General features: G+C 61.8%; 13 protein-coding genes. 4 read left to right on the top strand and 9 right to left on the bottom strand.

Annotated features, from left to right (window positions below; translation table 11 throughout):
• Both AAC126_RS12015 and AAC126_RS12010 read right to left on the bottom strand, forming a co-directional pair.
• Window positions 1–1520: TRAP transporter fused permease subunit (locus tag AAC126_RS12015; protein ID WP_339853643.1), on the bottom strand; the 1520-nt coding region annotated here is incomplete at its 3' end.
• 78 nt (window positions 1521–1598) lie between these two features.
• Complete coding sequence (locus tag AAC126_RS12010; RefSeq protein WP_339853641.1) at window positions 1599–2567, bottom strand: TAXI family TRAP transporter solute-binding subunit; 969 nt, start codon at window positions 2565–2567, stop codon at window positions 1599–1601.
• 155 nt (window positions 2568–2722) lie between these two features.
• Between AAC126_RS12010 and AAC126_RS12005 the strand changes: the two genes are divergently transcribed.
• Entirely contained in the window at window positions 2723–3628 is a 906-nt protein-coding gene (locus AAC126_RS12005) for a homocysteine S-methyltransferase family protein (protein ID WP_339853639.1), read from the top strand.
• On the opposite strand, the gene AAC126_RS12000 is transcribed toward AAC126_RS12005, so the two are convergent.
• The 6 genes from AAC126_RS12000 to AAC126_RS11975 form a co-directional block, all read right to left on the bottom strand.
• A complete protein-coding gene (locus tag AAC126_RS12000; protein ID WP_339853637.1) occupies window positions 3616–4080 on the bottom strand; it encodes a GNAT family N-acetyltransferase in 465 nt (154 codons plus the stop codon). The genes AAC126_RS12005 and AAC126_RS12000 overlap by 13 nt on opposite strands.
• Complete coding sequence (locus tag AAC126_RS11995) at window positions 4077–4649, bottom strand: nitroreductase (RefSeq protein WP_339853635.1); 573 nt, start codon at window positions 4647–4649, stop codon at window positions 4077–4079. The genes AAC126_RS12000 and AAC126_RS11995 overlap by 4 nt, the downstream gene beginning before the upstream one ends.
• Before the next feature lie 102 nt (window positions 4650–4751).
• Window positions 4752–6632 carry a monovalent cation:proton antiporter-2 (CPA2) family protein gene (locus AAC126_RS11990; protein WP_339853633.1) on the bottom strand — a complete coding sequence of 627 codons (1881 nt, stop codon included), beginning with the start codon at window positions 6630–6632 and terminating at the stop codon, window positions 4752–4754.
• On the bottom strand, window positions 6632–7252 hold the full coding sequence (locus AAC126_RS11985) for an NAD(P)H-dependent oxidoreductase (protein WP_339853632.1): 621 nt from the start codon (window positions 7250–7252) through the stop codon (window positions 6632–6634). The genes AAC126_RS11990 and AAC126_RS11985 overlap by 1 nt, the downstream gene beginning before the upstream one ends.
• Window positions 7253–7352: 100 nt before the next feature.
• Complete coding sequence (locus AAC126_RS11980; RefSeq protein ID WP_339853631.1) at window positions 7353–8516, bottom strand: M20 family metallopeptidase; 1164 nt, start codon at window positions 8514–8516, stop codon at window positions 7353–7355.
• 30 nt (window positions 8517–8546) lie between these two features.
• Window positions 8547–9308 (bottom strand): SDR family oxidoreductase, encoded by a 762-nt coding sequence (locus tag AAC126_RS11975; protein WP_339853630.1) that lies wholly within the window; start codon window positions 9306–9308, stop codon window positions 8547–8549.
• A gap of 573 nt (window positions 9309–9881) precedes the next feature.
• Between AAC126_RS11975 and AAC126_RS11970 the strand changes: the two genes are divergently transcribed.
• The gene (locus AAC126_RS11970) at window positions 9882–11495 is read left to right on the top strand and encodes a DUF3369 domain-containing protein (protein WP_339853628.1); all 1614 of its coding nucleotides are present in this window, start codon (window positions 9882–9884) and stop codon (window positions 11493–11495) included.
• Here AAC126_RS11970 and AAC126_RS11965 read toward each other — a convergent pair.
• Complete coding sequence (locus AAC126_RS11965; RefSeq protein WP_339853626.1) at window positions 11492–11890, bottom strand: hypothetical protein; 399 nt, start codon at window positions 11888–11890, stop codon at window positions 11492–11494. The genes AAC126_RS11970 and AAC126_RS11965 overlap by 4 nt on opposite strands.
• Before the next feature lie 171 nt (window positions 11891–12061).
• Here AAC126_RS11965 and AAC126_RS11960 point away from each other — a divergent pair, with 171 nt between their 5' ends.
• Window positions 12062–12895 carry a sugar phosphate isomerase/epimerase family protein gene (locus tag AAC126_RS11960; RefSeq protein WP_339853624.1) on the top strand — a complete coding sequence of 278 codons (834 nt, stop codon included), beginning with the start codon at window positions 12062–12064 and terminating at the stop codon, window positions 12893–12895.
• Window positions 12896–12974: 79 nt separating this feature from the next.
• On the top strand, window positions 12975–13625 hold the full coding sequence (locus tag AAC126_RS11955) for a carbonic anhydrase (RefSeq protein ID WP_339853623.1): 651 nt from the start codon (window positions 12975–12977) through the stop codon (window positions 13623–13625).
• Window positions 13626–13643: the final 18 nt, after the last annotated feature.

Genomic DNA, 13643 nt, shown 5'->3' with positions numbered 1-13643 from the left:
GTGCCGCAGACCGGCGGCGTGATGGTCGAGAGCAGGGCGTACCAGAAGACGAACAGATGTGCCGTCAGCGGCGGCAGACCGAGTTCCTGCAATGCCGGACCCGCGACGGAAATGCAGATCACATAGGCGGCGGTCGTCGGCACTTCCATGCCGAGGATCAGGCAGGCCAGTGCGGTCAGTAGCAGGGCGGCCCAGAGCTGGCCGCCGGAGAAGGAGAGGATGGCCGAGGTCACCTTGACGCCAAGCCCGGTCATGTTCAGCACGCCGACGATGATCCCGGCACAGAGAATGATCGAGGCGATCATGGCGATCTGCCGGGCGGCATCTACGGCGGCGCTGGAGAGCCGGTCCCAGGTGGTCTTCAACCCGGCGAAGCCGTCCGGGTTCAGCGGCAGCATGGCGGCGGCGGCGAAGATCGCCACACCGGCGGCATATTGCGGCGTGTAGCCGGTGCCGAACAGCACGGCCAGCAGGGCGCCGAAGGGGATGACGAAGAAAGGCAGCGTGCGCAGCACCGCGCGCCGGTCCGGGATTTCGGAGGCATCCATCGCCTTCAGGCCATCGCGGGCGGCGAACCAGTCGATACCGAACCAGACGGCGGCGAAGAACAGGATGGCAGGCAGGATCGCGGCGGCGACGATGGTGTCGTAGGTGGTCGCCAGAAGCTCCACCATGACGAAGGCACCGGCGCCCATCAGCGGTGGCATGATCTGCCCGCCGGAGGACGCGACAGCCTCGACGGCGGCGGCGAGCGGCGCCGGGTAGCCGAGACGGCGCATGGTCGGAATGGTGAAGGCGCCGGTGGAGGCGACATTGGCGGAGGCGGAGCCGCTGATCGAGCCGAACAGGGCCGAGGCGAGCACGGAGACCTTGGCCGCCCCGCCCTTGAGACGCCCAGCCAGCCGGGTGGCGACATTCATGAAGCCGGTGCCGCCATGTCCCGCGCCGACCAGGGCACCGAGCACGATGAAGACGGCGACGACATTGACGGAGACACCGGTAAGCGGTCCCCAGATCCCGCCCTCGGCAATGACAAGGGTGCCGAGCAGGCTGTCGAACGGCAGGCCCGGATGGCCGAACTCGCCCGGCAGATAGTCGCCAAAGAGGCCGTAAAGCAAGGCAATGACGGCGAATGCCGGCAGGGCCAGTTTCACCGCCCGGCGCGCCATCTCAAGGACAATCAGGAGGATCAGGACACCGCCCGCGCGCTGCAGCCAGCCTTCGGTGTAACCGTACTGGTCGCCAAGGGCTTCGGTATTCCAGGAGATGTAAGCGCAGATGGCGATCCCGGCCCCGGCCAAGAGCCAGCCCGAGATCCGGGAGACGAGAGAGCCGCCCGCACCAATGACGAAAACCCAGGGAAGCGCCAGTGCCAGATGCACCGGGCGCACCAGCAGATTCGGCAGCAGGCCGGTGAAGATCAGCGTGACATGGAACGCGACGGACCCGAAGGCAAGCAGGGTGACGAGCGCCGCCACGCCACTGAATGGCACGGTCCGGTCATTAGCGGAGGGAAGCATCGGCGCAATCTCGGTCGCGTATCGGGAAGGGGCAGGCGCGGGAGACGGCGGTCCGTCTCCCGCTGTGTGAGGTGTGGTTTACTTGATGGCGTCGGGAATGGCGATGCCGGCTTCCGCATAGTAACGGGCCGCGCCCGGATGCAGCTTGCCGATCACGTTGGCCAGCATTTCCGGTTTCACGCCGTCCCACCATTTGGCGCTGCTGCCCATGGAACCCTTTGCTTCCCAATAGGACTTGGTCAGCGTGTAGGCATCGTCGTCGCTCATCTTCGTCGTGGTGTAGGCGACAACCGGCAGGGACGTGGTGTTCACATCTTTATCGATGCCCGGATAGGTTCCGGCCGGGATCACCAGCTTGGTGCGCTTGGTTGCCTTGATCTGCTCGTCGGTCATGGAGAGCAGCTGGACTTCCGTGCCCGCGGCGGCCTCGATCACGTTCGGCGCCGGGTAGGAGCCGGCGGTGGCGAAGCCGTCCACCTGACGGTTCTTCAGGGCCGGGACAGCGGCATTCAGCTCGGCATCGACCAGCTTCACCTTGCCGTCGAGACCGAACAGCTTGAAGTTCTTGGCGGCTTCACTGGCGCCGAAGCTGCCTTTACCGATGATAAAGCTTTTTCCGGCAAGTTCGTCGAAGCTCGTCACGCCGCTATCGCCGCGAACGACGTAATGCATGGTGAGGGACGGGATCGGGAACAGGGCACGGATGGATGTGTAATCCGTGCTGTCCTCGAACTTGCCCTTGTTGGCCATGGCCAGCTTCACCAGCACCGGCGGGGTGGTGAAAACGTAATTACCGGGGCGGCGGGCGCTTTCCTTGACGTTCTGGACCGAGCCCTGGCTTTCCTCGACGGTCAGAACCATGGCGCCGCCGGTGGCTTTCTTCACCGCTTCGGCGACCTGGACGGCCATCTGGTAATAGGACGAGGTCGATTTCGCGGACTTGTAGGTCACGCGGGTTTCGGCAGCGGCATCGGCCGCGATCAGTGCCGGTGCGGTAAGCGCCACGCCGAGCAGACCGGCGCTCAGCAGTTTGGTGATCTTTTTCATTGTTCCTCCCAGGGGAAAGGCATATGGCCGTCGAGTGGTAAGCATCTTGTCTTTTGCGGGCAAGAGGCTTGTCAAGATAACAGCTGTGCCGCAGAAGCTTGGCAAATCCGTGGCGGAATACCCGGCCACGACAATCCGATGAAAGGACCCCTTGAATGTCGGAAAATGTCACCATTCTTGACGGCGGTTTCTCGCGTGAGCTTGAACGTCTTGGCGCGCCGTTCAGGCAGCCGGAATGGTCCGCGCTGGCACTGATGGAAACGCCGGAAATCGTCGAGCAGGCACATATCGAATTCATCAAGGCCGGTGCCGGGGTCATCACTACGAACAGCTATGCCGTCGTTCCGTTCCACATCGGCGAAGAGCGTTTCGCCAGTGATGGACGGCGGCTGATCGAATTGTCCGGAACGCTTGCCCGAGCAGCCGCGGACAAATATCCGGGCGTACAGGTCGCCGGCTCCGTCCCGCCGCTCTTCGGCTCCTACCAGCCGGAGGATTTCGATGCGGAGCGCGCGCCGGCCCTGCTGGCGGAACTGGTGGGCGGGCTGGCGCCGCATGTTGATCTCTGGCTGATCGAGACGACCAGCAGCATTGCCGAGATGGCGGCCGCTGCAGAGGCGACAGCTTCAGCGCCGAAGCCGCTCTGGGTCGCCTATACGCTTGAAGACGACACTCCGGAACAGGGTGCCCCGAGACTGCGCTCCGGCGAGGCTGTCCGCGATGCGGCGGCCGCGGCGGCGCGCTGTGGTGCGGAGGCGGTTCTGTTCAATTGCAGTGTACCGGAAGTGATGGAGGAAGCGCTGCGCGAGGCGCGTGCCGCCCTGCCGGTGTCCATCCGGACCGGCGTCTATGCGAATGCCTTCGGCAAACCGGCAAGCGGCATGGCCGCGAATGAAGGGCTCAGTGAAATGCGCCGGGACCTCGATCCGCCGGCCTATGTGGTCTGGGCCCGGAAATGGCGCGATATGGGGGCATCGATCATCGGCGGATGTTGTGGCATCAGTGCCGCCCATATCGCGGTTCTGGCGGGTGCCTTGAAAGACGGTGATCAGTCGTCGTAGGCGAAACGCACCGCGTCGTAACGGGTGCCGTAGATCGTCTGATCGACGGTCCCCGTCCGCCGCATGCCGGCTTTCTCGTAGAACCCGATAGCCCGGTCGTTTCCGGCCAGGCAATAGAGCTCCATGCCGGGACCGGCCAATGCGTGGCAGTGGGCAAGCAGGGCTTTCCCGACGCCGCCGCCATGGGCTGCCGGATCGACGTGGAGGGATTCCAGTTTGGAGCCTTCCAGGACGGCCATGACCAGGATTTCCCCGTCCCGCTCGCCGACAAGGAAGGTTACGCCCTCGTCCTCAAGCAGTTCGCGCCATTTCGGACGATCGGGCGCGGCGCTGGCGATCAGATCCGCTTCCGGAACCAGACCGTCATAGGCAATCAGGCGGGCGGCGCAGTAGATCTCCGCGATACGGGGAATATCCGCCAGCGTTGCCGACCGGATGGTCAGCCCGCTCACGCGCCAGTCCATTCGGAGACGACGGTCTCCAGAGCGGGGCGCGGGCGCTCCGTCGGCGGGGTGGAGGCACTGCCGATATAGACGAAGCCGATGATCTCGGTGTCGGCGGAATGGCCGAGGGCCTTCTTGACGCCCTCGTCGAAAGCCGGCCATTCGGTCAGCCACTGGGCGACATAGCCGAGGGCATGCGCCGCGTTCAGCAGGTTCATGCAAAGTGCGCCGCCGGACATCTGCTGCTCGATCAGCGGCACCTTGTGATCCGGATGAAGGTCGGCGGTAACAACCAGAAGAACCGGCGCCCGGCCCGGCCGTTCCCGCTCGAAGGTGATCATGTTCTCGGAGGCATCCTCGCCCCAGATCTCGGCAAAGCGGCTTGCGAAGACCTCGCCGAGCGCTGCCTGACCGGCTTCATGCAGCACCTGAATGCGCCAGGGGCCGATCTTGCCGTGATCCGGAACCCGGATACCGGCGGTGAGGATTTTTTCCAGCTCGGCCGCATCGGGGCCCGGCCCGACCATATCCTTGACGACGACGGAACGGCGGGTGAGGAGCAGATCGATAGCTTCCACGGATTGGTCCTTAGGTTTGATGGATCGAATAGGGACTAGATCGGTTCTATTTCAATCCGTTCAATCTGAAAAGTCTTCCTGACGGAAAATTGCCACACCTTTTCAGCGCTCGGCGTCTTCACCGCGTGGTGGTGTCCATTCACGGTCCGGCAGGTTTTTGCCGGCGAGACGGTCCGAGCGCATGACCTGCATCAGCTCGTCGAGGCGCTCGCGAACCGCTGTGAGGTACTTTTTCCCGACGCCGCCGGCCCAGTATTCGCGCAGGACATCGACGGTCTGCATATCGTGGCGGCGGAAGGCGCGGACCTTCTGTTCGGCCCGGAAGGGATGCAGGCCGAGTTCACGCAAGGTGCGGCGGCCGAGCATCAGCGCGCCCTCGAAGGCCTCGCGTTCAATTGCATGGGCGCCGGCCTTCTCAAGCTCATAGAGATGATGACGATCGAAGGCGCGGGCGACGATGCGGCATTTCGGGAAATGCTCCGCCACATGCCGGACGAGCGCGGTCTGCTGGTCCTGATCGTCGAGCGCCGCAACCAGAACTTCGGCCTCGCCAAGTCCGGCGGCTTCGAGCAGGTCCGGGCGGGTAGCGTCGCCGTAATAACTGTGCACGCCGGTCTGGCGCATCCGTTCGACCAGATTGGGATCGTGGTCGAGCACCACGATCTTGTAATTCTCCGCCATCAGCAGGCGGGCGATGATCTGGCCGACGCGGCCGACACCGGCGATCACCACCGTGCCGGGTTCCGGAATGTCGTCCGCCGGCCGGTTTGTCTCGGTGAGCGTACGCGGTGCGACATAGCGTTCGAACAGGATGAACAGCAGCGGCGTCAGCAGCATGGTGACGGCAACGGCGAGGATCAGAATCTCGACCAGGCTGCCGGCAATGGCGCCGCTCGATCCGGCAAAGCCGAACAGCACAAAGGCGAATTCACCCGCCTGGGCGAGGCCGAGGCCGAACATCCATGTGTCCTGCCAGGGCAGCCGGAAGATACCCGCCAGTGCGAGCAGAACCAGGGCCTTGACCAGGATGATGCCGAGGGCGATGCCGATGATCAGGAAGAACTCGGAGAACAGCAGTCCGAAATCGATACCCGCGCCGACGGAGATGAAGAACAGGCCGAGCAGCAGCCCCTTGAACGGTTCGATATCGCTTTCGATGGCATGCCGGTATTCGCTGGTCGACAGCACGACACCGGCGAGAAAAGCCCCGAGCGCGGCGGACACCCCGACGAGGTCCATCAGCAGGGCGGTGGATACAACGATCAGCAGGGCGGCGGCGGTGAAGAGCTCCCGCATCTGGGACGCGGCGATCAGGCGGAAGGCCGGCCGGACCAGAAAGCGTCCGGTCAGGATGATGAAGGCAATGGTGGCGACGATGACGAGCGTCTGGAACCAGCCGGGAAAGCCGTCCAGCAGACTTCCGTGATGCGCGGGGTCGGCGGCATTGCCCGGATCTATCGCAATCGGATCGCCGACGGCCAGCAATGGCAGCAGGGCCAGCATGGGGATGACCGCGATGTCCTGAAAAAGCAGCACGGAAAAGGCGGACTGCCCGCCCCGCGATCGCATCCAGCCTTTCTCGTTCAGGGTTTGCAGCACGATGGCCGTGGAAGAAAGCGCGAGCGTCATGCCGATGACGAGGGCGGTCTGCCAGGCGAACCCTACGGCCATCGCGGCCGCTGTCAGGGTGGCGGTCGTGAGCACGACCTGGAGTCCGCCCAATCCGAGCAATTGCCAGCGCATGCGCCAGATCATCTGCGGTTCCAGCTCAAGCCCGATCAGGAACAGCATGATGACCACGCCGAATTCGGCGAAATGCTTGACCGTTTCGGTTTCCGCACCGGCGACGATGCCGAGCACCGGACCGATGGCGATGCCCGCGAAGAGATAGCCGAGCACGGAGCCGAGGCCGAGCCGGTGCGATACGGTAACCGCGATCACGGCGGCAAGCAGATAGATGAACGCGTCCTGAAAGAACCCCATCAGACGGCCGCCGGTTCCGGGGAAATAGCCTCTTCGAGGATATCGTTCAAAAGCGGTGCCGCCCCGGCTTTCTCAAGATTCAATGTGTTGTCGCGCAATGCGGTCAGCAGGCGGCTGTAATCGGCAACGATGCCGTCGAGCCGTTTTTCCTCCTCGGCGTCCTCGGCCGAGAAGACTCCGAAGGGCGCAATATAGCGCATCCCGCAAAACTTGGCGGTCTGTTCGAAGGGCGAGAACAATGTCCGCAGCTCGTTTTCGTATTTGCCCCGTTTTTTGTAGGCCTCGCGGGCCGTGCCGCAGGTGGCGACCTGAAGCATGACTTTGCCGGCAAGCGCGGTTCCTTCGGAGCCGTAGGCGAACCCGTGTTCAAACACGAGATCCTGCCATTCCTTCAGCAAGGCGGGGCTGGAATACCAGTAGACAGGGTGCTGCAGCACAAGGCTGTCCGATTCCAGCAGGCGCCGCTGTTCCCGGTCGATATCGATATCGAAATCCGGATATTCAGCATAGAGATCGACCAGCTCCACGCCGTCGATGGCACGCGCGGCGGCAACCAGGGCCGTGTTCGCGACGGACCGGTCGGTTCGCGGATGCGCGAAGAGAACCAGAACGCGTGCCATTTTCAGAATCTCCCCCCGAACACAACCGATAAACAGACATGAGGCCGCGCGGCCCGAATGTCCAGCCATGCGGGAGATTGCTGTCCCTGTTTCTTACAGATCACGCATTCAGGCGTGAAATCGCAAGTGCGACCGCTTTTGCGCGCGGCACCAGGGTATCCAGACGGCAATATTCGTTGATCGAATGCGCGCCGCCGCCGACCGGGCCGGTAGAGCACAGGGTTGGGGTGCCGACCTGGGCGGTGAAGCCGCTATCCGCGCTGCCGCCGGAAAACTCGCCGTCGATGGCCATGCCGAGCTCGGACGCGCCGCTGACATAAATGTCGAAAATATTCTGGCTGTCGCCCGACATGGTGAGCGGCAGGAAACCGCGTTCCTGAACGACGCGGGTTTCCGTGCCGGGCAGGTGGGTGGTGTCGAGGATCTCCTGGATATCGCGCCAGACCTGGTCGCGCTGTTCCATGGTCTTGAACCGGACATCCACCTCGGCGGTGCAGAGCGGAGCGACCGTGTTGACGGAGCTGCCGCCGGAGAGCAGGCCGACATTCACCGTGACGCCGGTCTCGAAGTTCGTGAGTGCATGCAGGGCCTGGATCTTGCGGGCCATTTCCTCGATCGCGCTGACGCCTTTCTCGGGCTGGCCACCGGAATGGGCGGCGACACCGGCAATCTCGAACTTGAAGAAGGAGGCGCCCTTGCGGCCGGTCACGACGTTACCGGTCTCACGGCCGGGCTCCGCGTTGAAGACCGCCCGTGCGCCGCGCGCGGTGGCCTCGATCACCGGACGTCCGGAAGGAGAGCCGATTTCCTCGTCACCGGTATAGAGGGCGACCAGCGGGAAGGGGGCGCCGCCGAACTTGTGGAAGGCTTCCATGATGAAGGTGTTCATCACCAAGCCGGATTTCATGTCGGCAACGCCGGGGCCGTAGGCGATATCGCCATCCCTGGTGAAGGGACGGTCCGCAACGGTGCCGTCCGGGAAGACGGTGTCCCGGTGGCCCATCAGCACGATATGCCGGTTGGCGCCGCCCGGCGCGGCCGAGATCTCGGCCCGGATGCAATCGCCGAAGTTCTCGGCACCGGTGCGTTCGGTCTTGATCCCGGCGGCGTTCAGATGCGCCTCGATCTTCGCGCCGACGGCATCGACGCCGGGTTTGTTGTAGGTGCCGGATTCCGTGTTCACCAGCTCTTCGAGCAGGTCGGTCATGGCTTCACGCTGGCTGTCCAGCCAGTTCAGAACCTCATCGATGGGTTTGCCAGTCATAATTATCCTCAGGGGGCTGGAAAGCGAAAATCAGATATTCACGGAGAAACCGCCATCGACCGGAATGGCCGTGCCGGTGACGAAATTGGAGGCGGCGGCGGAAAGGAACACCGCGACGCCGGCCAGGTCTTCGGGATCGCCCCAGCGGTCGGCCGGGGTGCGGCCCTGAATGCGATCGTGCAAACCGTCTACATCGATCCGGGCCTGCCGGGTCATGTCGGTATTGATCCAGCCGGGCAGGATGGCGTTCACCTGGATATTGTCCGGCGCCCAGGCCACGGCCTGCGACTTGGTGAGCTGCACGATGCCGCCCTTGCTGGCAGCATAGGCCGCACCGTAACTGGAGCCGAAAATCGACAGCATGGAACCGATATTGATGATCTTGCCGCCCTCGGCCGACAGCAGAGGGTAGGCCGCATTGCTGCAGATGAAGGCGCTGCTCAGATTGGTGTCGATCACCGTCCGCCAGTCCTGCAGCGAGAGCTTGTGCGGCACGTTGCGGATATTGGTGCCGGCATTGTTGATCAGGATATCGAGTCGCCCGAAGCGGTCTTTCGCCGCGGCCATGGCGGCCGCGCAATCCTCTTCGCTGGTCACGTCGGCCGTAAAGGCGCTGGCCTTGACGCCGAGCGCTGCCAGCTTTCCTTCGGCGATGTTGTTTTTCTCGGAATTGCGCCCGATGATCATGATTGACGCGCCGGCCCTGGCAAGTCCCTCGGCCATCGCCAGACCGATGCCGCCGTTGCCGCCCGTTACCGCGGCGACCTTGCCGCTCAGATCGAAAGCTCCCATCCCGTCCCCCTGCTTGGCTTCTTTACTATTTTGATCATGTCACTCTGATAGCCGCCGCCGAAAAGCACAATGTCTGTGCCGGAAGGAGACCGGTGCTTCGGGTGTCCGGATCGCTTTCATGATCCGGCATTGTGTGTTCCTGCGGGCGCAGAGCCGTCATGGAGGGCTGACGGTCTTCATTCTAATGAAACCGCGCAAGCTCGCGCGGATCTCATATTCCAGAGCAAGGCGGGGATTTACAGGTTTTTAACGTTCTGAGCTTTAGCGTGAATCATCCAGGGTTGTACGAGATGCGCCGGGCTTTCAAACAGGGATCTGCTCAATGTTCCCGTGTTTGATTTTTTAATTGCCGTGAATGCTATTTTCGCACTCTATGGGGGTGTTTTCGCGTCTTAGGCCGCCGGCTCCCACTGAAACAACTCTGGATTCCCGCAGGCCATAAGCCGCGGGCCCGGAATGCGTATTGCATATGGGGGATGACGGCCAGGGTGGCCGATACAATTTGCTGTTTCAGTAAGTCCGGAGAGGGAACGTGGTTCAGTATAACGCTCCCGGTCAAGTCGGAGACCGCCTATGATTGATGATGATGCCCTTATCTTCGCTGCGGAGGAGCCGGATGCCACTGCCCTCGACCGTCCGCATGCCGTGCAACCCAAATGGAAGATCATCATCATCGACGATGATCCGGGGATGCATGATGTCACCAAGTTGACGCTGGCGGATTTCGAGTTCGCGGGTCGCGGGTTGAGTTTCATCAGTTGTTATTCCGGCACCGAGGCGAAGGACGTTCTGGCGGATCATCAGGACGCCGCGCTGATCCTGCTGGATGTGGTTATGGAGACCGAGCATGCCGGGCTTCAGGTTGTGCAGTACATTCGGGAGGAGTTGAATAACTGGCGCTCGCGTATTGTCTTGCGGACGGGGCAGCCAGGGCAGGCGCCGGAACGCAAGGTCATCGCGAATTACGACATCAACGACTACAAGGAAAAGACGGACCTCACTGCGACGAAGCTGTTCACCCTGCTGTGCAGCGCGCTCCGATCCTATCGGGACATCATCACGATAGAGCAGAACAAGCACGGTCTGGAGCAGGTGATCTCGGCATCAGCCAATGTGTTCGAGCTCAAATCGATGAACAAGTTCGCCGAAGGGGCCCTCGAGCAGCTCACCGCGCTCCTCCATCTCGATCCAAGCGCGGTTTACATGCAGAAGAACAGTATGGTGAGAGGCGGTCTTGCAGCCTCCTATACCGGCGACAGATTGCATATTTTGGCCGGGACGGGAGACTTCAGCACCTATGCCGGCCGCGATGCGCAAAACGTTTTACCGGAAGACATTGTCCACCGGCTGGATGGTGCCATCAAGAGCCGGAAAAGCAGTTATGAAGATGGTGATTTCATAGGCTTTTTCGAGGACCGGCAGGGTGGGGTGAACCTGACCTATATGTCCGGTGTCAGCGCGATCAGTCCGGTTGATCGGCGCTTGCTGGAACTGTTTATCCAGAACGTATCCATCGCTTTCGAGAACGCGCAGCTGCACGAGGATGTCTTCAGCACGCAGCGTGAGATTGTCTATCTGCTCGGCGATGCGGTGGAGACCCGTTCGGAGGAAACAGGAAATCATGTGAAACGGGTGGCTGAGGTCAGCCGCATGCTCGCCGCCGCGTATGGGCTTGGCAGTGACGAGGTCGAGCTGATCAAACTGGCTGCGCCGCTCCATGATATCGGCAAGATTGGCATTCCGGATGCAATCCTGAACAAGCCCGGAAAACTTGAGCCGGAAGAGTGGGAGATCATGAAATCCCACGCAGAACTCGGTCACCGGATGCTTGTTGGATCAAACCGCAAGATTTTGAAAACTGCCTCGATCATTGCCCTGGAGCATCATGAGAAATGGGATGGCTCTGGCTATCCGTATGGAAAAAAGGGTGAGGAAATTCACATCTATGGACGGCTGGTCGCAATCGCGGATGTGTTCGACGCTCTTGGCAGCACGCGAAGCTACAAGAAGGCCTGGTCGCCGGCGGATATCCGGACATTCATGACGGAGCAGCGCGGACGCCATTTCGATCCGCGCGGGATCGACCTGTTCATGGAGAGTTTTGACGAGATCGCTGCCGTGCGCGAGCGTTTTTCGGATATGCCGTCATCTGACCAGCCCCGCTTGAGAGATCCCCAAACGGCCTAGTTGGCACCAGCCTGTCGTGGCTTGCCGCCGGGTACTGCCCAGTCCCAGGCTTCTTCAGAAGTTTGGCAAACCCGGTATTGCCAGCCGACGTCTGCCATAAGCGGCCTGAATTCCTCCAGAACGGGGAGGATTTTGGGGTCGGTCGAGATTGCCGCGACGCGCAGTCTGGGATTGGAGCTCGCAGCGGGGATATGCATCTTCCCGGTCAGTGCGGCATCGTCCCGATTGAAGCTGGTGCTTGATATGTTCCGGAGGTCGTCGACCATATAGCGGAATTTGTGCCAGTCTGGATGCCCCCACACCTTTCCGTTGGCCTGGAACACATCGACGAAATCAATATGTCCTGAAAAGACACGATGAACTCCGGACCCGGTATAGTCGATGACTATGGGCATCGCACTCTCCCACGCCTTCCGCGTAAAGCAACTGACGCATCGTGCCCCACCACATGCACCTTCAACCGGTCACATACAGTGTCTCGAAAATTTCTTTGTTATGCAAATCGCTTGGACGGCACACTCCAGCTTTCTTCGTCCCAGTCATCACCGTAACAGGAACTCTCTCCAATGAACGATGTCGCCGCCACATCCTTGCCCATTCTTGGCGCGGCCATGCCCGCCCGTATGCTTGAGCGTTACCGGGACTGGCTGATCGATGGTCAGCGCGATCTCGAAATTCAGGATTTTCATACGGCGGAGGTTCTGAATGGCGACTGGAAGTCACGGGCGGCGGAAATCAAGAAGCAGCTTTCGGGATATACAGGCCGACTTGGTATTCATGGACCGTTCTGGGGCTTTGTCATCGACTCCATGGATCCGGATATCCGCGAGGTCGTGAAAAAGCGGATGATGCAGGGGCTCGATGCCTGCGAGGAGATCGGCGCCACGCAGATGGTCGTGCACAGCCCCTTCACGACCTGGAATTACAATAACTTCGATAACAAGCCGGGCAGCATGGAAGATGCTGTCGGACGGGTGCATGCCACGCTGGACGAGGCGGTGAAGCGGGCCGAGGCAATCGGCGTCACGCTGGTGATCGAGAATATCGAGGATATCGACCCGCGCTGGCGCGTCCGGCTGGCGGAGTCTTTCGACAGTGAGCGGGTTCGCGTCTCCATCGATACCGGGCATGCGCATTATGCCCACGGCTCGACCGGTGCGCCGCCCGTCGATTATTTCGTCGTCGCCGCGGGAAACATGCTGGAGCATGTACATTTGCAGGACGCGGACGGTTATGCCGACCGTCATTGGGTGATGGGCGAGGGGACGATCCGCTGGAAATCGGTCTTCCGGGCGCTTGAGGCCCTGACCTCCAATCCCCGTCTTATCATCGAGTTGCGGGACACCACACGCATCCTCGAGGCTGCAGATTATCTGGTAAAGGCCGGTCTGGCGCGCTGATACGGGCAGTTTTTCTTTCGCAATGCGGCATCACGCCCTATATCCATCGGAATTGTCTTTCGATTGAATGGGTGCGTCGATGCCGGATTTGTCCAGTCTGCTGCAGCATAATGTGGAATGGGCCGAGGAAAGATTGCGGGAAGACCCGCACTATTTTGAACGTCTCTCCGGATTGCAGACACCGGATTATCTCTGGATCGGCTGTTCGGACAGCCGGGTTCCGGCGAATGTCATCACCGGCCTCGCGCCCGGCGAGGTCTTCGTGCACCGCAATGTCGCGAACCTGGTCCATCCCGGCGATCTGAACCTTTTATCCGTGCTGGAATTCGCCATCGGCGTGCTGCACGTCAAGCATGTGATCGTTTGCGGTCATTATGGCTGCGGCGGCGTCCACGCGGCGGTGGATGGCAATGCGCATGGTATCGTCGATCACTGGCTGCAGCCGATCCGCGATGTCGCCGAACGCTACGAGGACGAGCTTCACACCTGCCATGGGGACGAGGACCGGCATAACAGGCTCTGTGAGCTGAATGTCAGGGCGCAGGTGCAGACACTTGCCCGCACACCGATCGTCCGGGCTACCTGGGAAGCAGACACGCCGCTGCATCTGCACGGCTGGGCCTACGGTCTCGGCGATGGCCGGATCCGGGATCTCGAATGCACCGTCAGCGGCCCCGAAGGGCTGCTTTCCCGGAAGGTGGCGCAGGCTGGAGCTCTCAAGGACTCCTGAGCACGCCCTCCGCCGGCT

The organism is uncultured Nisaea sp. (genome assembly GCF_963974195.1).
Classification (GTDB): Bacteria; Pseudomonadota; Alphaproteobacteria; order Thalassobaculales; family Thalassobaculaceae; genus Nisaea.
This window is presented reverse-complemented; position numbering and strand designations above follow the sequence as displayed.

Bases quoted from the DNA above. Each gene is read 5' to 3' on its own strand.
- AAC126_RS11960 (WP_339853624.1), top strand. From the start codon at position 12,062: ATGAACGATGTCGCCGCCACATCCTTGCCCATTCTTGGCGCGGCCATG.
- AAC126_RS11965 (WP_339853626.1), bottom strand. From the start codon at position 11,890: ATGCCCATAGTCATCGACTATACCGGGTCCGGAGTTCATCGTGTCTTT.
- AAC126_RS11975 (WP_339853630.1), bottom strand. From the start codon at position 9,308: ATGGGAGCTTTCGATCTGAGCGGCAAGGTCGCCGCGGTAACGGGCGGC.
- AAC126_RS11985 (WP_339853632.1), bottom strand. From the start codon at position 7,252: ATGGCACGCGTTCTGGTTCTCTTCGCGCATCCGCGAACCGACCGGTCC.
- AAC126_RS11955 (WP_339853623.1), top strand. From the start codon at position 12,975: ATGCCGGATTTGTCCAGTCTGCTGCAGCATAATGTGGAATGGGCCGAG.
- AAC126_RS12005 (WP_339853639.1), top strand. From the start codon at position 2,723: ATGTCGGAAAATGTCACCATTCTTGACGGCGGTTTCTCGCGTGAGCTT.
- AAC126_RS12010 (WP_339853641.1), bottom strand. From the start codon at position 2,567: ATGAAAAAGATCACCAAACTGCTGAGCGCCGGTCTGCTCGGCGTGGCG.
- AAC126_RS11970 (WP_339853628.1), top strand. From the start codon at position 9,882: ATGATTGATGATGATGCCCTTATCTTCGCTGCGGAGGAGCCGGATGCC.
- AAC126_RS11980 (WP_339853631.1), bottom strand. From the start codon at position 8,516: ATGACTGGCAAACCCATCGATGAGGTTCTGAACTGGCTGGACAGCCAG.
- AAC126_RS11990 (WP_339853633.1), bottom strand. From the start codon at position 6,632: ATGGGGTTCTTTCAGGACGCGTTCATCTATCTGCTTGCCGCCGTGATC.